The sequence below is a fragment of the Paenibacillus sp. NPDC058071 genome (genome assembly GCF_042885235.1).
Lineage (GTDB): Bacteria > Bacillota > Bacilli > Paenibacillales > Paenibacillaceae > Pristimantibacillus.
The window spans coordinates 382802-402671 of sequence record NZ_JBHVSK010000004.1 but is presented as its reverse complement, the minus strand read 5'-3'; the positions used below and the strand labels follow the sequence as shown (position 1 = coordinate 402671).

Sequence of the window (19870 nt, the reverse complement as noted above, 5' to 3'; positions counted from 1 at the left end):
TTTGAGTCTCATTATTGAAAGTAAAAACCACAACCTCATGCGGTTGTGGTTTTACATGGTAGAGGCGAAAGACTCGCCCACTCCTGAAAAAATTTAGATACTATCCCTTCGCCACTTTATACACTCCGCTTCTTCCTGCACATCGCAATCACGTACATCGGCTCGCTGCTTTTGAATTGAGACAGCGGCACCGGCTCATGGGAGGAGCTTGCCATGATGCGATCGGCCGATCGGCCTGGCGGGAGCCCGCAGGACTGCCTCAGCCAGTTGAGCGAGGCGAACCGGGAGTCGTCCACCGGATTCTGGCCGTAGACGGCTTCGATATCATAATGAACGAGCAGCTCGCCGAGCAGTTCGCTCGTTCGGTACTCAAAGCGATGGAATTCATTTTGCGGTTGCTCCTCGAAGTAAAGCGGCGGATTCGTCACCGTCCGATTGGGCGTCGAGACGATGAACAGGCCGCCCTCGCGCAGTACGCGAGCCGATTCGCTGATCCAATCTACGCCATTAGCGACATGCTCGATCGTTTCGAAGGAGACGACCGCATCGAAGCTGCCGTCTTCGTACGGCAGACGCAGCACGTCGCTCTGCTCGAATGAAATGCCAGCTCCTCCGTAATCGCGGCTCGCCAGCCCAACCGACACCGGATCAATATCGACGCCAACAGCTTCTACAGCCCCGGCCTGCTTCAGCATCGCCGTGCCGTATCCGGCTCCGCATGCGGCATCGAGCACGCGCAGCCCATGAACATACTGGCTCGCCAGCTCGTAGCGGCATAAATGCTCCTCGTATACGTCAGTGAAGTTAGCTTTAACGTCGCGATTAATGACGAGCCTTTCTCCGCTAAAGACAACGTCGTTCTGTTCAATCATTGCAGCCTCGCCCGCTTCACCACCAGACGGCTCACCAATCGCCGCAGTATCCCCAGGAAGCCTGACCAACAGCAGAAAACGTTCCGCCGCCGTTCGCCCTTCTATGTGCCGGCCAACGCTCGCCAGCCGCTCCAGCGCCTCCAGATCGGCCGCCTTCGAGGCATGAGCCGCCATTCCGCTTCCTGAAGCCTCTGAGCTGTCTATGAGCAGCTTGCAATGCAAGGTCTCTAAGCCTGCCTCTTCCGCCAATTGCACCGCCTGCTCCACGGAGTACAGCTGGCTCGCGCCCTCCGCTTCATCCGGCGGCGGACTAATCTCCCCTGCGGCCAGCCGCAAATAGCGCAGCAATAGCTTATAGTAATGACGGTTCGGATAGGAAGCAACGATCCACCCGCCCGGTTTAAGCAAACCTGCGAGCGCCTTCAGCCCCTCCGCATCGAGCGGCTTCGCAGCCTCTCCGATAATAATGCCGTCCAGCCCGGCAGGCTCGACCCCCTTATCCGTGTGCAAACCGCTCTCCTCGATCTCGGCGACGAGGCGAAAACCGGCTGCAGCCGCCACACGCGCCGCTCCTTCGTTGCGCTCTGCGCCGTACAGCACCGCTGAAGGCACGCTTGACTTCAGCCGGAGCAGCGTCGCGCCGCAGCCGCAGCCGATTTCGAGCAGCCGCAGCGGTTCCTTCCTTGTTTCTGCCCGCAGCAGCCCCATCTCATCCAGCAGGATGATTCGATCCTCGCGAATCGCCAGCGCTTCGGAGTCAAAACCCCATTTTTCCGCAAACAGCTTCTTATTGTTCTCGATTAAATCAGCAAATCGTTCCTTCTCCGCCTTAAAGCTGGCGCTCCCATAATGGTGGATGAATACATTTCGGCATAACAGCAGCTTGTAGCCCAGCAGCCGAAGCCGCAGGGAATAATCGTCGTCTTCGTAGTTGCCGATGCCGAACCGTTCGTCGAGCGGCCCTGCCGCTTCATAGGCCTCCCTGCGCAGCAGCAGGCAAAAACCGACCAGCTTGATCCGCTCCTCCCGGCCAGCCGCCAGATCGCCGGAATCCGCCTCCTTGCGGCTAACCGCGAATTGGTCGAGCTCCTCGACCGTTCCATACGATGCCGGCACCTCGGTCCAATAGGAGGCTGAATTCGTCACCGGACCGACAGCCCCTACCGACGGATCGCTCAGGAGCGCTTGTTTCAGCCCGTCCAGCCAACCCGGCGTTACGATCGTATCGTTGTTCAACAGCATGACAAAACGGCCTGCGGATAACCGCAGACCTTGGTTGCACGCTTTTGGAAAGCCGGCATTATGCCCGTTCAGCACCAGCTTCGCTATCGGCTGCGCGCTTGCCCACTCGTCCGTTCCGTCATCGGAACCGTTGTCGATCACAATCAGCTCGTAATCGGCCGCCGCCGTATTTCTGCGTATGCTCTCCACGCATTGCTTCGTTAACGCAAGCTGGTTGCGCGTCACGATAATAATGCTCGTCAAGCCGTTCTGCTCCGCCGTCATCGTCACGATTAAGAAGTCCCCCTTCCACACACTCGCTCGCATCGTTTCTGCACTCAGCATATGTAGAGGGGACCGAAACCGTATAGACGAATCTGCGGACGGACGCTTAGCCGCGTCTATTTTCGACCAATAAAGCTCAAACCGAACAAGTAACCGGCCAGTACATTGATAATCAGGTGATTATGGTCATCAAGAGCAATACGGGACAAAAACTCAAAATAACCGACTGCCTCCGTATGCAGCTGGGCATTATAAACCGCCGTGATATAGCTGCCTCCGATCAACACAATCGCCAGAACCAAAGTCGGCCATGTTGCCGCCAAACGGAACCTCAGTTCCGAAGCCGTCAGCAAATGCAAACTTGCGCCCAGCGCAAACAGCACGCCGTACTGCACGAATAAGTATTTTGCCGTCACAGCCGGATCGCCGTCGCGAAGCAAGGCTATGTTGCTTAAATGGACGACAAACAAGCCGAATATTAAAAACAAAACGAACACCGCATATTTGGGCCATGATCTGCTCACATTGCTACACTCCCTGTTAGAGCTAAACTACGCATGCCTTCCTCCGAGCGGGAAATACTAACTTCCGAAGCAAGGAGGTGCATAAACGATGGAAAATAAGACTCACAAAGGCAATTATAAAGGGACAACCGCTATGAACGCAAAAAATCAGGATATGGCCTTCGTAAACGACAACGTCGAAGACGCCAAATCGACCACCAACTTCTCCACTAAAAAGAAAAAAACGGACTGATGCGCAGCACAAACGCCGCCGGCCCGTCGGGTGTAAATCCCGCGATCCGGCGGCGTTTACCGTTGATCCAGCTAGTTGCGCAGCGGCGCTTCCTGCAAGTCGGCTCGCGTCTGCAGGAACCGGAAGAAGGCGGCGGACGCCTCCGCTCTTGTTACCTGCTTATCGGGTTGGAAGTTGCCTCCCGACAACGACATAATGTTCAGTCCTACGGCAATTGCCGCTTGACCCTTTTTCTCTGTTTTGGCTGCATCTTTGAACGTAATGTTGAATAGCTCTTCGTGATTGGCAAGCGTGTTGTAACCAAGCGCCCGGACGATCAGCTCGGCCATATCCTCGCGGTCCACTTTGCCCTCCGGATTAAACGTTCCATCACCCACATCGATCAGGTTTTGCTGCAGCGCCGTTTCCACATAAGCATAGTAAGCGGAGTCGGCAGCGACGTCATTAAAGGCGGCCTTCGACGCCGTCTCAGCCCCGAATAGGACTGGCGGACGCCCGCTATTAATTGTCAGCACCAGCATTTTGATCAATTCGCCCCGTGTAACGATTTGCTCTGGGCGCACTTTGCCATCTTTCACATCCAGCGCCTTGTAGGCGACCATCAGCTCCAGCTGACGCTGAGCCCAGTGCCCTTTTATGTCGGCAGCCTGCGGCCTTTCCAGCTGCGTTACCTCACCTGTTTCTCTGGATCTCCATTCACCGCTTTGCGCATCGACGAATACTTCTTCGTCAACCGGCCGCGGCACGAGCCGGTATACAAGCTTCGCTTCCGTTCCGTAACCGGCTTCACCAGGCTTAATCTCACCGGCTGCAAGCAATACTTTGTACTTCTCCGGCGACAACGGCTCTCCGTTCCATACATATTGCGAGGACAAATTGTAAGTCAGCTGCAGGTGATAATAACCCATCCATTTCTCTACCGCCTGCTGCTCCGTAATGAGCTTAGGAGCTTCGGTTGGATAAGTAAAGTCCGCCAAGCTTCCTTCATAGCTGTTAACGTCGCCCGTTCTCGCGTCGATCGCAACGCTGATCCCATCGTAAGGGACGATGGCCTGGTGGATTTTGTGTACAAAACGGAAATAATACGTATCGAAGTTGCCTTTGTCGAAATCGTAATTTTTAGCGTTTGGCTCGATGAGATATAATTCGTCTGCTATCCAAGGCAGCTGCTTTTTCACCGTCTCAATCGCTTTCGCTTTGGCCTCATCCAGCTTGACGGTCGGCTTGTCAGAGCCGTTGTTCCGATACACATACGAGTTATAGCCGCTAATTACGCCTGTCTTGCTGTTTACCGATGCGTATACGTTCCCGGTATCATTGCCGTTCTCTTTCACAACCCAATTGACATTCCAATAGGCTGTGCTGCTTCCGGTATTGTCATCGTTATATTCATTGTAGCTCGTACCTTGAAGCGTCGCTCCCGCCGGCAGCTTGAATGCGGAGGTCACAGCGGCTATCGCTTCTTTCTCTCCGTAATTGCCCGATTTTGGAGCCTCGCCTAGCGGTTTGTCAGCCAGCGGAGCAGAGGCAGTCGCTTCCCCTGAAGAGGTTTCTTCAAGCAGCTTGCCGTCGGCAGCATTGATGGCTACGGGGCTCAACCGGTATCCAAGCCGAGGCGTCTTCTTCCCCTTTCCACCGTAAGGAATCAGGTAGGTCAGCTCGGGCTTGGCCAGTTCTTTCAATCTGGCCATCGCCTGCTGATCGGTCAGTCTCGTTTCCAGCTTTGGAAATTGAATCGTATCGTCCCATACGAACGAATATCGCATGACATGACCCTCGCTGTCGATTTCCAACTCCACATAGTTGTCGACATAAGGAATGCCGTTCACGATGCGATCGTAGCGGATCGAATGGCGAACCTCTCCCGTAAGCGGCGGCAGCAGCCGTACGCCGTAGCTCGGATTGTATTGCACTTGATCTTTATAAGCAGGAGCAGCTTCCGCAATATACGAAGCCGCTATTTTAAGTGCAGCGTCCCTTTCCACCTTCAACGGATAAGACGGTTTCACGTTAGGATTGTCGAGATAGGTACTGAACTCAAGCAGCTGTCCGCTATCGGAGTTCACCCGAACGTAAATGCTGCCCTTATGCTTGCCGTTCACCTTCTTGACGAAATCGAGACTCCATGCGCCGCGTTTCCCTCCAGCCAGCGTATCAGCAGAGTAAGACGCGCTTTGCAGCGTATAGTCATCCGGAATGGCGGCTAGCTTGCGAGCTAGAGAAGCCGCCTTCTCTTTCGATACCGCTACATCTCCAGGAGCAGATGCTTCTTCCTTATTCGTTGCCAATCCCCCCGAATCGACCGACGTTTCTGCAGTTGGCGGCGTTTGAGCCGACGCAACTGCAGGCACGGCACCGGTCAGCATGATTGCCGCGGTAAACGCAGCCAGACGTTGTCCGCTCTTATTTCGTTTCATCCGAACCTCATCCTCCGTCTCGTTCTTAATTTGGTATCTTTAACTAATTGTATAGACGCTGAGCGAGGCGGGGAAGTTGCGGCATGTGCAGGAAACCGAAAGAAGGCTGGACGGCGGTCAACAGTCCGCTCGTCCAGCCCTTCAGCCGCTCCTTTCGCTAACTAAGTTACCTGACAAAGCAAAGAGCCGGACAGGGGCATGCCCCTGTCCGGCTCTTTAAACAAATTCCCGTTCTTACAGCTGTCCAGAAATTTTCGCTTTCAAAGCGTCTTTGCTTTGCAGGCCAACCATTTTGTCAACCGGCTGTCCGTCTTTAAATACGATCAGCGTTGGAATGCTCATTACGCCGAATTGCGAAGCCAATTCTGGTTGCTCATCGACATTGATTTTTCCGATTACTGCTTGGCCTTCCAGTTCTGTTGCCAGCTCTTCAACGATTGGAAGCTGCATTTTGCAAGGTCCGCACCATGGAGCCCAGAAGTCAACGAGCGAAACGCCGTTTTGGATGCTGGAAGTAAAGTTCTCTTTAGTCAATGCTACTGCCATTGTAATCATCCTCCCAATAAAATATATGATAAGGGAATTACCCGTCACACCAATCACGCAAACCAACTATCCGCATGCGCGAATCTGGTTCAAAACGTCTTGAATCGTGATCTCGTTGAAATGCGTTTCAAGCTGCTTTTCCGCTTTGCAAAAGATGCCGAACATGACCTGGTTCATATTCGAGCCGACGACACAATCCATGCCCGGGTCTCCCGAACACCAGCTCGGTATAAGCGAGCCTTGCGCCATCACCTTGTATATATCGCCTAAAGTCACTATATTCGGATTCATGGTCAGCTTGTAGCCGCCTCCCGCGCCTTCCCTCGTATCGACATAGCCGCTTTTGCGCAATCCGCTCATTACCTTACGGACACGAGCAGAGTGCGTTCCGACATTGTCGGCGATCGTCTCGCTGCTCGCCATCTTTTCCGGCAAGTAAGCTAAATAAACAAGACTGTGTACGGCAATCGTAAATTCGCTGTTCAATGTGAACGGCCTCCCTGCTTTGTACTGTAATAATATCAATTACAGTTGAAACTGTCAAGCGTCGGGCTGCCCGATTTCACTCTTTATGATGCGAACCGAACGAGCCGCCTATTCTCGCCGGACGGCGGTGCTTTCTTCCTAACCTGCATTCGACTTCATTTTACCATTACTCCGTTCGCTGGAACAAATACAAAAATAAGTCTGAATTTGATAAATAGTTGGCTCGGACAAACAATCATTGTCATGTTCCGGTTCCGACTGTGAATACATTGGAAACGTAACGCAAAATTTTTGCTGATCGGGGAGGTGTGTGAAGATGGCGCTGCTGTGGTGGAAGCGGTGGATCGCCATCCGAACCGAAGGAGGTTCTCGGGCTGATCTGATTGACAGAATTGAAGCGCATTTCAAGGCAAATGGCATCAAATCGAAAATTACACTTGAAGGAAATTCATTGAAACGCATTCATGTATTGCAAAAAGACGAAAGCCTGGCTCGAGAGCTGCTCGCCGCATTTGACGCCGAGCATTAATCGCTCACGGGAAACGGCCTTCTGCCCAACTGCGCATTCGCTTCGCTTGCGCAGCATCTTCCGGCTGCGGTCGCTTGTAGACGGCTCGATTCGCAGAAAGCGGCCCTCCTGGCAATCCGCATATCCGCCAAACCTGAAACGGCACCGCTGCAGCGGTGCCGTTACTTTTGTTTAATGGCTCTCTCCGGTCATCTTCAAACCGATAACGCCGATAATAATCATTCCGACAAACAATAGCTTCTTCCAATTGCGGGAATCCCCGAAATAATACATGCCGAGCAGTACGCTGCCGACCGAACCAATCCCCGTCCAAATTCCGTATCCAACGCTGAGCGGAATATCGAGAAGCGCTCTGGAGAGCAGATAAAAGCTGATAAAGCCAAAGATAATTGCCCCCAGCGTTCCCCGCCATTTCTTAAATCCGTCCGACAGCTTCATCGAAGTAACGCCACCGACTTCCGCTATCCCCGATAAAATCAGAAATACCCATGCCATTTTAGTTCCGCTCCTTTCCGGTTCCCGCAGCTACGGCCGCTTTGCTTCCGCCGCCGCTTCGTCCGCCCGAATCGTCGCTCTTTTCGCCAGAAACGAGCTTTAGCCCGATGATTCCAATAATCAAAATGCCGATGAACAGCAATTTAAGCGGATCGGCTGACTCGCCCATCGCAATGCCGAGAATGACAGTGCCGGCCGTGCCCATGCCCGTAAAAATCGCGTAAGCCGTACCTACCTCGATCACCTGCATCACCTTCGCCAGCACAACAAAGCTGGCAACAATTAAGATGATGGTTATAATACTCGGCCACAACACCGTAAAGCCTTGCGAATGCTTCAATCCGAATGTCCAGGCCACTTCCAGCAACCCTGCTATAATCAAATAAACCCATGCCATTTGTGATCAACCTCTCTTATTCTGACTAACGGCCAATTGAGTTAGAGCGGCCTCGTCCACTGCGCCGCCAATGACTTGCGAACGATTTGTCTCCGTTCCTCGAACAACTCCACATCATAAAGCTGGTTTTCTACCAGCAATCCGTCAATCGCGTTATAAAATTGGGCGAGCATCGTATCGGTATTCTGCTCCGTTATTTCTCCTTCATCCCTGCCCTGCACGATCAATTTAGCCAGCTCGCCGCTCAGTTCCGTTTCATATTCGAAAAAAGCGATTCTCAGCCGGTCGCGCAAATGTCTCGGCGGGACTAGCATGGCTCGTTTCAAGAAAGCGACGCCAGCTGTCAAATGATTAAAAGCAGTGAAAAAATCAAATGCTTTATAAAGACGGGCAAGCCCGGATTCCTGACGGGAACCATTCAGAAGCGCCAGAAACGATTGTCGCTCCTCATCCATGCTTGCATCGCATAATTGGATAAACAGCTGTTCTTTCGATGAAAAATGGGCGTAAATCGAAGGTGTCTTTATACCGACTTCCTTGGCGATTTCCGACAAGCTCGTTCCCTCATAGCCGGATTCTCCGAACATGCGGAGAGCGGCCTCTTGAATGCGTTCCGCTGTTGAGGCGGCCGATGGTGGAGTCATGCTGTACAGCTCCTTTCGTTCTATCCTGCTGGTGCTTCGTTCGCAGAAATAATGTTCCCCTTCCTAACGAACGTTAGTTTCAAGTTATTTTATAGGCAGATCCCGTCATTGTCAAGGGTCTGCCTATGTTCATTTTTTGGATTCCTACTTATGCGCCAACGGATTTTTTGTATAAAGCAAATAAATTCCGAACAGCATTTTAATCCCGGCATCCGCATATCCAATCGTTGAGAAAGCAACACTGCTGTCTAAATATCCCCACGAGATTAGCACAATTAATATGCCGGAAAGATACAGCATGGATCTGCCATGCACATAAGCAAAAGGGATAAAATGAATCGCAACTGCCATTAAAACGCCCATCCAAATCATTTCATAGTTCATTTGTCCATAATAAGGGCCACCTAGACATGACATAAGCAGAAACATGAGAATAAAGGCGAAGACCGTCATTTTATTCTGAAAAACCGAAGGGGGGCCAAACGACAGTTTACCCTTAATCGTTTTATTGCCGAAGAGCAGCCCGATTCCGGCGCCGTAGCCGATGTAGAAAATAAGCTGGTTGATCGGCTGATCACCGCCCGCAAACACCAGGCTTAAAATCAATACAAGACCGACCCAGATCAGCCATACGCCGCAAAGCCTTTTGCTTAAGTAAACCCGCTTCTCCGTTTTATTGTACGACAATTTCGATTGCAGAAACGGAATCATCGTAAGCCTCCTCAACAAGTATGAATTTACTTTTTCAACTCCTTGAACATTATACCAAAAATGACAGTAAGAAGGATCGTCATTCTGGAATCAAACGCAAAAAAAGCCTTATGCCTGCAGCGGTTGCTCCGCTTTGCTGGCATAAGGCTTTTCGTTTTATATCGGCTCGCTAATCATAGTTAAAAGTGGACTGGTTAGGTGCCGATTACACTTCCATGATGATCGGAAGAATCATCGGCTTTCTTTTCGTTTGCTCGTATAAGAATCGTCCGAGCGAGTCTTTCACATTAGATTTCAGCGTCGTCCATTGGTTGACGTTGTCGCTGATTGATTTCGTAATTGTTCTTGTTACAATTCGGCCTGCTTCTTCAAGCAACCCTTCGGATTCACGTACATAGACGAATCCACGGGAGATAATATCAGGTCCCGATTTGATCGTCTTATCCTGCTTGCTGATCGTGACGACGACAACAAGAATGCCGTCCTGCGACAAATGCTTGCGGTCGCGAAGCACGATGTTGCCCACGTCTCCGATGCCCAAACCGTCGATGTACGTATTGCCTGCAGGAACTTTGCCGACCTTGCGCGCATCCCCGTTCACAATTTCCACAATTTCGCCGTTGTCGACAATGAAAATATTTTCGCTCTCGACACCCATCGCAACCGCCAGCTTCTTATGGTGAAGCTGCATCCGGTACTCGCCGTGAATCGGAATGAAATATTTCGGGGACATCAGCTGAATCATCAGCTTCAATTCCTCTTGGCTGGCGTGACCCGATACGTGCATGCCGGTCTGTGAACCGGAGCCGTAAATAACGTTCGCCCCCAAGCGGAACAGTTCGTCCACCGTACGTCCAATACTGCGCTCATTGCCTGGAATTGGCGTAGCGGAAATAATGACGGTATCGCCTTCAAGAATCTCCACCTGGCGGTGATTCGAGCGGGCCATGCGCGTCAGCGCCGACATCGGCTCGCCTTGGCTGCCTGTGCACAAAATGACGACTTGATTGTCGGCATAACGGTTCACTTCATTGGGCTCGATCAGCATGCCGTCTGGAATTTCCAAATAGCCGAGCTCGGAAGCGATCGTAATCATGTTGACCATGCTTCGCCCGATAACGGCCAATTTGCGTCCAGTAGCGGCGCCTGCATCAATAACCTGCTGCAAACGATGTACGTTCGACGCGAATGTCGATACGATAACCCGACGTTCCGCCTTGCGGAAAGCATCGATGAAATTTGCGCCGACAGTGCGCTCCGAAGGCGTAAAGCCCGGACGCTCAGCGTTCGTGCTCTCCGAGAGGAGCGCCAGTACGCCTTTTCTTCCGATTTCCGCCATCCGGTGAATATCCGCATGATAGTCGCCTACCGGCGTCTGATCGAACTTGAAGTCGCCCGTCTGAACGACTACGCCTTCCGGCGTATCCAGCACGATACCGAGGGAATCCGGGATACTGTGATTCGTCTTGAAGAACGACGCTGTCATCGATCCCAGCTTCAAAACCGAATCCGCGTGAATAAGCGTGCGGTCCGTCGATCCGAGCAATCCAGCTTCCTTCAGCTTCCCTTCAATCAGCCCCATCGTCAGTCTGCTTGCGTAGACCGGCATGTTCAGCTGCTTCAGGATATAAGGCAATCCTCCGATATGATCCTCGTGGCCGTGGGTAATTAGCAACGCTCTGACCTTGTCCTTGTTCTCGATGAGGTAAGAGATGTCCGGCACGATAATATCGATACCTAGAAGCTCTTCATCCGGAAACTTGGAACCGCAATCAATGACAATAATATCGTTCGCGTATTGTACCGCGTACATATTCTTACCGATCTCGCCTACGCCGCCCAAGGCGAAAATCGACAGCTTATTTTCTTTTTGTTTACTCAAAAATGATCCTCCTATTCATTAAGACTGACGACGATTATATACTTTCAAACCAAAAAAAATCCGAACCAGTCACTTGCCTCCATTATAGCATGAAGAAACCTCAAAAAGGAAATAGGCTGTTTCGCCTTTTATTCCCTGCCAAACTTTTTCCAGGCGACTGCAGCCGCATTGACTGCCATACCAAGCGCAACGCCAATCAGGACGGCCCCCAGATTAAGACCATGGATAAAAAGAACCATTAATCCGCCGCCGAGGTTGTCCTCTGGCAACGGGAACACAGCGGACATCAAAAAAGCGAAAATGACGGTAAAAGGTATCCACAGTATCGGAATAAACAGCGGAAAGTACCAATACCGGCTGCGAAACCGCCAAATAACGGACGCCGCTATCATCGCCGCAAACAAAATAAACACGGTGTAGCTTTGATCAAGCACCATTGTGTAACGTGAAGCCAGGTAGAAAAAAGTATTCCCGAATATCGCGTAAATAACGCTAATTGCAACCGCCCAAAGCGCCGCGTGAAATTCGAAACGACGGTTTGCGGACATTAAGGCTGCACTATCGCTTTTACCGCATGCAGAAAAGCGTCCATTTCATCGTCAGTACCGATCGATACCCGCAAAAAGCGGTCGATGCGAAGTTGTTTGAAATACCGGACAAGGACGCCCTGCTCCCGCAGCTTCAGGAACAGCGTTTCGGCCTCTACATTCGGATGTGACACGAACAGGAAGTTTGCCTTCGAATCAGTCACGATAAAACCAAGCTCGCGCAGCGCGGCGGACGTCGCCTCGCGGGTCGCGGATACTTTAGCGGCCGTTTCCAGAAAATACGACTCATCCTCCATAGCCGCAATCGCTCCAGCGAGCGCCAAACGATCGATCGTATACGAGTTGAACGAATTTTTCACCCGATTCAGCCCGTCGATCAACTCCTCGCTGCCGAGCGCCCAGCCGACGCGCAGGCCTGCCAGCGAACGCGATTTGGACAACGTCTGTACGACCAGCAGGTTCGGATATTCCCGGACCAGCGCCGCCGCCGATTCGCCGCCGAAATCGATGTACGCTTCGTCGATAATAACTACTTGATTTTGGTTATGCGCAAGCACCGGCCGCAAATCGTCGACCGGAATGAGCATAGCTGTAGGAGCGTTCGGATTCGGTATGACGATCCCGCCGTTCTCCCGATTCATAAATTCGTCCAACGGTATGCGGAACTGCTCGTCCAGCGGCACCAAATCCGCCTGCAGCCCGTAAAATTCCGCGTAAACCTTGTAAAAGCTGTACGTAATATCAGCGAACAGAACGGGCTTCGCCGGATCGAAAAAAGCGGCAAAAGCGAAGGCCAGCACTTCATCCGAGCCATTGCCGACAAACACTTCTTTCGAAGAAAGCTTGTGGTAATCAGCCAAAGTGTCGATCAGTTGCTGACAGGTCGGATCGGGATACAGACGCAGATCCTCGTTGACGGCAGCTTGAATCGCCTCCAGCACTTTCGGCGATGGCGGATATGGATTTTCGTTCGTGTTCAGCTTTATGTATTTTTTGTCCTTCGGCTGCTCGCCCGGCACATACGGCACAAGCTTTGCGGCAAGCGGACTCCAAAATTTACTCATTGCGAATCTTCCTTTCTGGAATACAGCTTAAACAGGCCATAATCGATTGCCTTTATTCAAGAATAATTCATTTGGCTTTGTAAAACCATCTGAAAAATTTCAACTTTCGCCCGAATGGAGATGATTCGCCGATTAGACTGCAAACACAGTTATAATAACGGTAGAAAGCAGCAGTAGAATCAGTATCCCTGCACAAATAATCGCTATGGTTCCGAGCGCCTTCCAAGCAGAAAAACGATGCGCCTCCCCAATCGCCTTCAGTCCTAGGACAACAATCCAAAACATTGCTACGATCTTCAAAATCTCTAGAAGAATAAATAAAAGATACGTAACTGTGCTGTCATCCGGCAGCAAGGGATCTTCCGCCAGCCCGTCTTTTCCGAAGAGCATCAGTTTTACCAGCCATATTCCACCGGTTAAAATAGCGGGAGCATACGATCCCCATGCGATAGCCAGCCTTACATCGCGGTGGCTTCCTTTCCCGCCAAGCCACTGTCCCGTCCATTTTATTAACGCGCCGAACAAGAAAAACATCAACAGTCCGGTGAAGGTGCCGCCAACAATCGCTTGAAAGATGGAAAAAGGCATCCCTTTTTCACCCATTCTCTCCAGCGCATTGAGAATGCCCGCCCCGACGGTAACAGCCAACATGCCGGCAGTTGAACCGGGCTTATCCAGCAAAGATCGAATCGTTTGCCTCGGACGAACCCAGACGGTCAACCAAGGATCAACAAAACCTGCCATTAAACTCTCCGTTCCTTCTCATCCAAATAAATGTCGAGTGCGCGGATGCCTCTTCTCGCCAGCTTGACGATCAATACCATCAAATAAATATAGAAAGCTAGGAACGGTAAATAAATGAATAACATCAAAATAAACGGCCAGATAAGTGCAAATACTTCCATTAAACTTCATCTCTCCAATCAACAGTTGTCATTTAGGAGTATTTTACCATTTTAGTCTTTAATCTGTCTTGCATTTCGACAATAAAAAGCGAAATCATTGCTTAATTTTAGCGAGGAGAAGCGCTGCGGGTCAGAGGGTTCTTCCGATCGCCATTAAAGCCTGATTCCTTATTTTATAGTTGTCTGCGGTAGGAATCCTGCTTTAAAAGCGACCACTATCGTTTCTCCAGAATCCCTCTGCCCCTTCGCTGCTCTCATCTCTTCCATCAAGCAATGATTTTAAAAAAAAGAAAGCTGGCAGCAAGCCATTATAGCTCGCTGCCAGCCCTCATTTGTTACGAACGGCCCTGTTAAATACGCCGTCCCATGATAACCAGATCGCGCTCGATGCCATCGAGTTCGGCTACGCGGGGCAATAACGCCCACTGTTCGAAGCCAAACTTGCGAAGCAGCCCGAGGCTCGGCTCATTGTGGCCGAATACGAAGCCAAGCAAGGTGCGTACACCAATCGAAGGAGCAGCCTCCACCGCTTTTGCAATCAGCATCGAGCCAATTCCGCCTCCCCGCTGCTCGGAGGCAATATAGATGCTAATCTCAGCTGTTGCATTGTAGGCAGGACGTCCGTAAAACGATTGAAAGCTTAGCCAAGCGATAATTTCGCCTTCACGCTCAAGCACCCATAGCGGTCTTGATTCTGGAGAATGCTCATCAAACCAGTGCTGCCGGCTTTCGACCGTTACCGGTTCAAGATCCGCTGTCACGCTTCTCGACGCAATCGTCGAATTATAAATGTCGACAATGCGCGGCAAATCCGATTGAACGGCATCGCGAATGCGGCCGCCCCCCGGACTGCTGCTCAAACTACTCATGCTGTTCACCCCATTTTTGCATTTATAACGGTATAACCTCAACTAAGGAGCATTTTATCACGGAACGGACAGCCTGTCTTTATCCTGCTCTTTCCAGCGAAAAAAGCGTCCTTCCCCAGTTAAGGGGAAAAGACGCTCTTTTAGATTTTCCAGTTTCTTAGAAAGCCGGAACGACCGCCACTTCGTACTTGTCTTCGATAAACTTCTTCACATCTGGGGAGAGCAGTGCCTCGTCCAGCTTCTTAATTTCTTCACGGTTCTCGTCGCCCTTGCGAACAGTAATAATGTTAGCGTAAGGAGAATTGGCGTCCTCGCGGAACAGCGCCGAATTCGGATCGATGCCGGATTCCAAAATGAGATTTGTGTTAATGATTGCGCCGTCTACATCCGGCAGGGCCCGTGGCAACGTCGCGGAATCCACTTCTACAAATTTCAGCTTAAGCGGATTGTCGACGATATCTTTCGGCGTCGCCTCGTACGTCGTAATGCCTTCCTTCAGCTTGATATATCCTTGCTGCTCCAGCAGGACAAGCGCACGGTATTCGTTGGACGGATTGTTTGGAATGCCGATCTTCGCGCCTTCCTTCAGCTCGTCTTTCGATTTCAGCTTCTGGGAGTAGAAGCCGATTGGCTCGACATGCACTTTCGCCGTTACGGCGAAATCATAGCCCTTCTCGTTCTTTACCGAATCGAGGTACGGAACGTGCTGGAAGTAGTTGGCGTCGATTTGCCCTTCCTTCAGCGCCGGGTTCAGCTGTCCTTCGTCATCCAAAATAACGATTTCCAGGTTGACGCCCTGCTCTTTCAACTTCGGCTTTATGAACTCCAGAATTTCGGCGTGAGGAACCGGCGCTGCGCCTACTTTCAAAGTGACTTCCTTCTTCGGCTCTTCTGTCGGCTCTGGCGTTGCGGAAGCCGGCTGCTGCGTAGGCGCCTCCGTTGCCTGCTTACCGTTATTGCTGCCGCTTCCTCCGTTGCCATTCGATCCGCAAGCCGCAAGGGTGAAGCTCAAGACGAGCAGCAAAGCCAGTGTTAATAATCCTTTTCTTTGTTTTCCCGCTTTTACCATTATAAAACACTCCTATCTTTCCTATTTATAGTATTTGCTATAAACCGAGATCAAGTTTGTTTGCATAGTGCCAGTTGTTCTACAAGTGCGCAATGCTTACCGCTGCCGCCGCCTGCGCAGGATCGACTTGGCTGCGCCGTCGCCGCTCCATTGAATGATTTGTACCAATGCGATAATTGCAATCACGGTAGCGATCAGAATATCTTCCCGGAACCGCTGATAGCCGAACCGGATGGCCAGGCTGCCCAGACCGCCCGCGCCGATCGCGCCCGCAACCGCCGTAAATTCGGTGATCGCGATAACAGCGATGGTCATGCCGCGTACAAGGGCAGGCAGCGCTTCGGGAATAAGTACGCGGAATATAATCGTCCATGGACCTGCTCCGAACGACTTCGCCGCTTCAATTTTGCCCGCGCTCACTTCTCTCAGCGAGCTTTCGATAATGCGTCCGAGAAAAGGAGCCGCGCCGATGGAAAGCGAGACAATAGCTGCTGTCGGCCCGAGCGACGTACCGACAACCAGCCGCGACAATGGAAGCAGCAATACGATTAAAATAATGAATGGCAAAGATCTTACGCCATTAATGGCCGTTCCAACCACTTTATGGAGCAGTGGCGCCTCCAGTATGCCGCCTTTCTCCGTCACCGTGAGAATAATCCCGAGCGCGATGCCGAATAGGAGGGCGAAGACGGAAGATATCGACACCATGTAAAGCGTCTCTTGAAGCCCTTCCAGCAGCAGGTCAAACAGATCGTCCCTCATATGCCTGCCCCCGTCCCCTCGATGACGAAGCGCTGATCACGGTAGTAATCAATAATGCTGATGAACCGTCTTGCCGTCTCGCTCTCGGGATTCAGGAACAGCTTGTCGACTGTGCCAGTTTCAGCCACCCTGCCGTATTCAATCACGGCCATGTGATCGCAAACATGCTGCAGCACATCGAGCTCATGCGTAATCAGAACGATCGTTAAGTTTAGCTTGCGATTAATGTCCTGCAGCAGTTCTAATATGGCGTAGGTCGTCTGCGGGTCGAGCGAGGAGGTAGCCTCATCGCTGAGCAGCACGTCGGGATCGTTGACGAGCGCGCGAGCGATACCTACCCGCTGCTTCTGCCCGCCGCTCAGTTGAGACGGGTAATCGTTCTCCTTGTCCTCGAGACCGACCAGCGCCAGCAATTCTCTTACCTTGTCGCGGATTTGATCCTTGGGATGTCCTGCGACAGTGAGAGGGAACGCAACGTTCTGGAACACTGTCTTTGAATCAAACAAGTTGAAATGCTGAAAAATCATGCCGATTTTACGTCTCGCCAGTCGAAGCTGTGCCTCATTCAAATCGGTGATGACGGTATCCCCGATAACGATCCGTCCCGAATCCGGCTCCTCCAGCCGGTTCAGACAGCGAATCAGCGTCGACTTGCCTGCTCCGCTAAAGCCGATGATGCCGAAAATATCCCCTTTTTGAATTTGCAAATTGATTTGACTTAGCGCGGCAATCGTTTCGTTCCCGCTCTTATAGAACTTGCTCAGGTTGGATATCGTGATCACGAAACGCTTCCCCCTGTTCAATCCCTCATCACAACAGCCGGTATAAACAAAAAAAACTAATCGCTACCGCCCCTATATAAGAGCGGATGTACGATTAGTTTCCAGTTGGACTGGTGAACCGTTTATATAACCGACTATGCCGATGAGTTTTCTATAATTTATAGTAGTTTTTAAATGCTGTCAATACATTTTTGACATAAATTTTAAGATTGACGATCGTTGACGCGGATGGTAAATTATACCCGATTAATCTCATGAATGAACTCGGATAATTGTTGGGAGGTTTTTAAGATGAGTACAGCCGCGCGCAAACGGCAAATCAAGCTGTCCGCCTATTTGGTCGGAACAGGCATGCATGTGGCAAGCTGGCGGCACCCGAATGCACAGCCAGACGCCAGCATTGATATCGACTACTATCGGAAGCTAGCTCAGACGGCGGAGCGAGGCAAGTTTGATATTGCTTTTATCGCCGACAGCCTTGCTATTAACGAACAATCACACCCAAATATCTTGAACCGTTACGAGCCGATCACGCTCATTACCGCGCTCGCGGCCGCGACTACTCATATCGGCGTCGTCGCAACCGCTTCGACTTCTTATATTGAACCCTTCAATCTGGCTCGCTCGCTCATGTCGGCTGATCATATCAGCAAAGGCAGGGTCGGATGGAACATCGTGACAACCCGCGATCTATCCGGCAATACGGCGCTTAATTTCGGCAGCAAGGAGCATTATGAGCATGCTCACCGCTATAAGCGAGCGGAAGAATTCGTCAAGGTCGTTAAAGGATTGTGGGATTCATGGGAGGACGACGCTTTTATCAGAGACAAGGAGAGCGGCGTGTTTTTTGATCCGTCCAAGCTGCACCGGATCAACCATCAAGGAGAGTTTTTCTCCGTGCAAGGGCCGCTTAACATCGGGCGCTCCCCGCAGGGACATCCGGTGCTCGTGCAGGCGGGCACATCCGAGAATGGCCAAAACTTTGCCGTACATTCGGCGGAGGTCATTTTCTCGATCAAGTATAATTTGGCGGATGCACAATTGTTTTACCGTACCTTCAAGGAAAAAACAGCCGCTGCCGGACGCAACCCAGACGAAATCTATATTTTGCAGGGCATTTTCCCGATCATCGCCGAGACAGACGAAGCCGCCGACGTGAAGCGTAAACAGCTCGAAGCGCTCATTACCGACGAACAGGGTCTAGCCTTCCTCGCCGACTATTTTCCGGGTGTCGATTTCAGCCCCTTCACGCTGGAGACAAGGGCCAGCGAAACGGGCATCGACCGGCTCGATTTCGCGAAATCCGATTACGTGAAGCACCAGCCGGTCATTGCCCGCGAGAACCCGACACTGCGACAGGTTTATTCGCTGCTGACTGGCTCGTTCAGCGGCGACCACCTGGTCGGCACGCCGGAAAAAATCGCCGATACGCTCCAGCAATGGTTCGAAGAAGGAGCGGCCGACGGCTTCATGCTGCTGGCGCCGCTGCTCCCCGACGGCCTTGACGATTTCGTCAACCTCGTCGTGCCCATTTTGCAGCAACGAGGCCTGTTCCGTACCGAATATGAGGGTAGTACGCTGCGCAGCCATCTCGGTTTGCCTGTGCCAGCGCATCCCGGCGCTCCTGCGTCTGCACCGGTTTCTTCGTAAGGCGTGCAGCACCCCCTTAGAGCGCAACAAACCGTCCTGCTTAGAGCCAGGACGGTTTGTTTTTCATGTCAGTGTCTTAGTAAGACAGCCTATTAGATTCCGGCAGATTTGTCACGCCGCCTAAGAGCGGTCAGACTGGATCAGCTCCGTTTTCAACTCGGCAATCAGCTTATTTTGCTCTCGCAACAGCTCCGCGATTTCATCCATTTTTCTGTCCGAATCGCCCTGCCGCTCTCCCAGTTGGTTGAAGGCTCTTTCTAGCTCCTCTTGTCTCGATCGGCCCGCTATCGAATCGTTAATCGCACTTATAATTAAATACTGCAGCACGAAAAAGACAATAACCGCACCAATAATGACTATTACCCAGAAAGCCATTTCTCTCCCCCCAAGCTTCGAATTTCAAAGCCATCGCCAAAAGGTACTTGTGCTGAACTTTACTTGGTGACGCTCGGCCCAGCTTCTCAGCGCGGCGATCGGCTCGTCGCTATCTCCTGCAAAGCGGAAAGCCAAGTCCATCGGTACAATGCGCTTGCCTCTCGGCTTAATGCCGACGACGGGATAAAAGTACCCCGATACGTAAATGGCTTGGATAGCCTCTGGCTTGAAGTCATTATCCCGAACCGATAGCGCTCCTGATTGAAGAAGCAGATCGGAAGGCTTATTAAATGCTATTTTGACAATCGAGAAAACAAGCAGCGTCAAATTGACCGCCAGCCCGAATACCGCGATATAAATCACCGCCGTAAATCCGCCCTTGGAGTATTGCTGCACGATCAGATACATCATAAGTGCGCACAGAATAAACAATGAAATCGGCGTCCACGAGAAAAAAGAATTCCGAATCGTCCATTTTTGCATGTAAGACTATTTCCCTCCATCCTAAAACTTGTCCAGATTATACCACAACTTCTGTTCGCGTACATGCGAACAGTCTCAGACATGACATTTGTCATGTATCATTACTTACGTTTATGACTTCT

At 51.4% G+C, this 19870-nt stretch carries 23 protein-coding genes; 3 read left to right on the top strand and 20 right to left on the bottom strand.

The genetic code is table 11. The annotated features are described in order from the left end of the window. Positions 1-116: 116 nt before the first annotated feature. Entirely contained in the window at positions 117-2378 is a 2262-nt protein-coding gene (locus ACFVTB_RS09480; RefSeq protein ID WP_387747937.1) for a methyltransferase domain-containing protein, read from the bottom strand. Between the two features lie 116 nt (positions 2379-2494). Continuing rightward, complete coding sequence (locus ACFVTB_RS09475; protein ID WP_387747780.1) at positions 2495-2902, bottom strand: hypothetical protein; 408 nt, start codon at positions 2900-2902, stop codon at positions 2495-2497. A gap of 88 nt (positions 2903-2990) precedes the next feature. On the opposite strand from ACFVTB_RS09475, the gene ACFVTB_RS09470 reads away from it, so the two are divergent. Then, positions 2991-3134 carry a hypothetical protein gene (locus tag ACFVTB_RS09470; RefSeq protein WP_387747778.1) on the top strand — a complete coding sequence of 48 codons (144 nt, stop codon included), beginning with the start codon at positions 2991-2993 and terminating at the stop codon, positions 3132-3134. 71 nt (positions 3135-3205) lie between these two features. Here ACFVTB_RS09470 and ACFVTB_RS09465 read toward each other — a convergent pair whose 3' ends face one another. From ACFVTB_RS09465 to ACFVTB_RS09455, 3 genes are all read right to left on the bottom strand, one after another. Continuing rightward, positions 3206-5551, bottom strand: a complete 2346-nt coding sequence (locus ACFVTB_RS09465) for an S-layer homology domain-containing protein (protein WP_387747776.1) — start codon at positions 5549-5551, stop codon at positions 3206-3208. Between the two features lie 234 nt (positions 5552-5785). Next, positions 5786-6097, bottom strand: a complete 312-nt coding sequence (trxA, locus tag ACFVTB_RS09460; RefSeq protein WP_387747774.1) for a thioredoxin — start codon at positions 6095-6097, stop codon at positions 5786-5788. Between the two features lie 66 nt (positions 6098-6163). Then, positions 6164-6583, bottom strand: a complete 420-nt coding sequence (locus ACFVTB_RS09455) for an RrF2 family transcriptional regulator (RefSeq protein WP_387747772.1) — start codon at positions 6581-6583, stop codon at positions 6164-6166. Positions 6584-6899: 316 nt separating this feature from the next. Here ACFVTB_RS09455 and ACFVTB_RS09450 point away from each other — a divergent pair, with 316 nt between their 5' ends. Next, positions 6900-7112, top strand: coding sequence for a hypothetical protein (locus ACFVTB_RS09450; protein WP_387747770.1), 213 nt, complete (start codon positions 6900-6902; stop codon positions 7110-7112). A gap of 171 nt (positions 7113-7283) precedes the next feature. Here ACFVTB_RS09450 and ACFVTB_RS09445 read toward each other — a convergent pair whose 3' ends face one another. The 13 genes from ACFVTB_RS09445 to ACFVTB_RS09385 all read right to left on the bottom strand — a co-directional run bounded on the left by ACFVTB_RS09445 (position 7284) and on the right by ACFVTB_RS09385 (position 17240). Beyond that, positions 7284-7607, bottom strand: a complete 324-nt coding sequence (locus tag ACFVTB_RS09445; RefSeq protein WP_387747768.1) for a DMT family transporter — start codon at positions 7605-7607, stop codon at positions 7284-7286. Position 7608: 1 nt separating this feature from the next. Continuing rightward, the gene (locus tag ACFVTB_RS09440) at positions 7609-8004 is read right to left on the bottom strand and encodes a DMT family transporter (protein WP_387747766.1); all 396 of its coding nucleotides are present in this window, start codon (positions 8002-8004) and stop codon (positions 7609-7611) included. 41 nt (positions 8005-8045) lie between these two features. Next, positions 8046-8648: a TetR/AcrR family transcriptional regulator gene (locus ACFVTB_RS09435; RefSeq protein ID WP_387747764.1), complete on the bottom strand. Its 603-nt coding sequence runs from the start codon at positions 8646-8648 to the stop codon at positions 8046-8048. Between the two features lie 144 nt (positions 8649-8792). Continuing rightward, positions 8793-9359: a DUF6609 family protein gene (locus ACFVTB_RS09430; RefSeq protein WP_387747762.1), complete on the bottom strand. Its 567-nt coding sequence runs from the start codon at positions 9357-9359 to the stop codon at positions 8793-8795. A 205-nt stretch (positions 9360-9564) separates the two neighbouring features. Then, positions 9565-11241 (bottom strand): ribonuclease J, encoded by a 1677-nt coding sequence (locus tag ACFVTB_RS09425; RefSeq protein ID WP_387747760.1) that lies wholly within the window; start codon positions 11239-11241, stop codon positions 9565-9567. A gap of 128 nt (positions 11242-11369) precedes the next feature. Further along, complete coding sequence (locus ACFVTB_RS09420) at positions 11370-11789, bottom strand: hypothetical protein (protein ID WP_387747758.1); 420 nt, start codon at positions 11787-11789, stop codon at positions 11370-11372. Further along, positions 11789-12853 carry a histidinol-phosphate transaminase gene (gene hisC / locus ACFVTB_RS09415; protein ID WP_387747756.1) on the bottom strand — a complete coding sequence of 355 codons (1065 nt, stop codon included), beginning with the start codon at positions 12851-12853 and terminating at the stop codon, positions 11789-11791. The genes ACFVTB_RS09420 and hisC overlap by 1 nt, the downstream gene beginning before the upstream one ends. Before the next feature lie 132 nt (positions 12854-12985). Next, positions 12986-13597 (bottom strand): Yip1 family protein, encoded by a 612-nt coding sequence (locus ACFVTB_RS09410; RefSeq protein ID WP_387747754.1) that lies wholly within the window; start codon positions 13595-13597, stop codon positions 12986-12988. Beyond that, the gene (locus ACFVTB_RS09405; protein WP_387747752.1) at positions 13597-13758 is read right to left on the bottom strand and encodes a hypothetical protein; all 162 of its coding nucleotides are present in this window, start codon (positions 13756-13758) and stop codon (positions 13597-13599) included. Before ACFVTB_RS09405 ends, ACFVTB_RS09410 begins: the two co-directional genes overlap by 1 nt. A 350-nt stretch (positions 13759-14108) precedes the next feature. Then, the gene (locus ACFVTB_RS09400; protein WP_387747750.1) at positions 14109-14627 is read right to left on the bottom strand and encodes a GNAT family N-acetyltransferase; all 519 of its coding nucleotides are present in this window, start codon (positions 14625-14627) and stop codon (positions 14109-14111) included. Positions 14628-14784: 157 nt separating this feature from the next. Beyond that, complete coding sequence (locus tag ACFVTB_RS09395) at positions 14785-15696, bottom strand: MetQ/NlpA family ABC transporter substrate-binding protein (protein WP_387747748.1); 912 nt, start codon at positions 15694-15696, stop codon at positions 14785-14787. Between the two features lie 96 nt (positions 15697-15792). Further along, the gene (locus ACFVTB_RS09390; protein ID WP_387747746.1) at positions 15793-16458 is read right to left on the bottom strand and encodes a methionine ABC transporter permease; all 666 of its coding nucleotides are present in this window, start codon (positions 16456-16458) and stop codon (positions 15793-15795) included. Then, on the bottom strand, positions 16455-17240 hold the full coding sequence (locus tag ACFVTB_RS09385; RefSeq protein WP_387747744.1) for a methionine ABC transporter ATP-binding protein: 786 nt from the start codon (positions 17238-17240) through the stop codon (positions 16455-16457). Before ACFVTB_RS09385 ends, ACFVTB_RS09390 begins: the two co-directional genes overlap by 4 nt. 291 nt (positions 17241-17531) lie before the next feature. Here ACFVTB_RS09385 and ACFVTB_RS09380 point away from each other — a divergent pair, with 291 nt between their 5' ends. Further along, positions 17532-18890, top strand: a complete 1359-nt coding sequence (locus tag ACFVTB_RS09380; RefSeq protein ID WP_387747742.1) for an LLM class flavin-dependent oxidoreductase — start codon at positions 17532-17534, stop codon at positions 18888-18890. Between the two features lie 120 nt (positions 18891-19010). Here the strand turns inward: ACFVTB_RS09380 and ACFVTB_RS09375 are convergent, their stop codons facing one another. Together ACFVTB_RS09375 and ACFVTB_RS09370 are read right to left on the bottom strand one after the other, a co-directional pair. Then, positions 19011-19265: a hypothetical protein gene (locus ACFVTB_RS09375; protein ID WP_387747740.1), complete on the bottom strand. Its 255-nt coding sequence runs from the start codon at positions 19263-19265 to the stop codon at positions 19011-19013. A 24-nt stretch (positions 19266-19289) separates the two neighbouring features. Beyond that, complete coding sequence (locus ACFVTB_RS09370) at positions 19290-19748, bottom strand: hypothetical protein (RefSeq protein WP_387747738.1); 459 nt, start codon at positions 19746-19748, stop codon at positions 19290-19292. Between the last annotated feature and the right edge of the window lie 122 nt (positions 19749-19870).

Excerpts from the sequence above, each read along its gene's own strand:
- ACFVTB_RS09480 (WP_387747937.1), bottom strand. The coding sequence starts at position 2,378 with ATGACGGCGGAGCAGAACGGCTTGACGAGCATTATTATCGTGACGCGC.
- ACFVTB_RS09450 (WP_387747770.1), top strand. The coding sequence starts at position 6,900 with ATGGCGCTGCTGTGGTGGAAGCGGTGGATCGCCATCCGAACCGAAGGA.
- ACFVTB_RS09390 (WP_387747746.1), bottom strand. The coding sequence starts at position 16,458 with ATGAGGGACGATCTGTTTGACCTGCTGCTGGAAGGGCTTCAAGAGACG.
- ACFVTB_RS09420 (WP_387747758.1), bottom strand. The coding sequence starts at position 11,789 with ATGTCCGCAAACCGTCGTTTCGAATTTCACGCGGCGCTTTGGGCGGTT.
- ACFVTB_RS09410 (WP_387747754.1), bottom strand. The coding sequence starts at position 13,597 with ATGGCAGGTTTTGTTGATCCTTGGTTGACCGTCTGGGTTCGTCCGAGG.
- ACFVTB_RS09435 (WP_387747764.1), bottom strand. The coding sequence starts at position 8,648 with ATGACTCCACCATCGGCCGCCTCAACAGCGGAACGCATTCAAGAGGCC.
- ACFVTB_RS09430 (WP_387747762.1), bottom strand. The coding sequence starts at position 9,359 with ATGATTCCGTTTCTGCAATCGAAATTGTCGTACAATAAAACGGAGAAG.
- ACFVTB_RS09470 (WP_387747778.1), top strand. The coding sequence starts at position 2,991 with ATGGAAAATAAGACTCACAAAGGCAATTATAAAGGGACAACCGCTATG.
- ACFVTB_RS09405 (WP_387747752.1), bottom strand. The coding sequence starts at position 13,758 with ATGGAAGTATTTGCACTTATCTGGCCGTTTATTTTGATGTTATTCATT.
- ACFVTB_RS09440 (WP_387747766.1), bottom strand. The coding sequence starts at position 8,004 with ATGGCATGGGTTTATTTGATTATAGCAGGGTTGCTGGAAGTGGCCTGG.
- ACFVTB_RS09395 (WP_387747748.1), bottom strand. The coding sequence starts at position 15,696 with ATGGTAAAAGCGGGAAAACAAAGAAAAGGATTATTAACACTGGCTTTG.
- ACFVTB_RS09445 (WP_387747768.1), bottom strand. The coding sequence starts at position 7,607 with ATGGCATGGGTATTTCTGATTTTATCGGGGATAGCGGAAGTCGGTGGC.
- ACFVTB_RS09465 (WP_387747776.1), bottom strand. The coding sequence starts at position 5,551 with ATGAAACGAAATAAGAGCGGACAACGTCTGGCTGCGTTTACCGCGGCA.
- trxA (WP_387747774.1), bottom strand. The coding sequence starts at position 6,097 with ATGGCAGTAGCATTGACTAAAGAGAACTTTACTTCCAGCATCCAAAAC.
- ACFVTB_RS09370 (WP_387747738.1), bottom strand. The coding sequence starts at position 19,748 with ATGCAAAAATGGACGATTCGGAATTCTTTTTTCTCGTGGACGCCGATT.
- ACFVTB_RS09375 (WP_387747740.1), bottom strand. The coding sequence starts at position 19,265 with ATGGCTTTCTGGGTAATAGTCATTATTGGTGCGGTTATTGTCTTTTTC.
- ACFVTB_RS09380 (WP_387747742.1), top strand. The coding sequence starts at position 17,532 with ATGAGTACAGCCGCGCGCAAACGGCAAATCAAGCTGTCCGCCTATTTG.
- ACFVTB_RS09400 (WP_387747750.1), bottom strand. The coding sequence starts at position 14,627 with ATGAGTAGTTTGAGCAGCAGTCCGGGGGGCGGCCGCATTCGCGATGCC.
- hisC (WP_387747756.1), bottom strand. The coding sequence starts at position 12,853 with ATGAGTAAATTTTGGAGTCCGCTTGCCGCAAAGCTTGTGCCGTATGTG.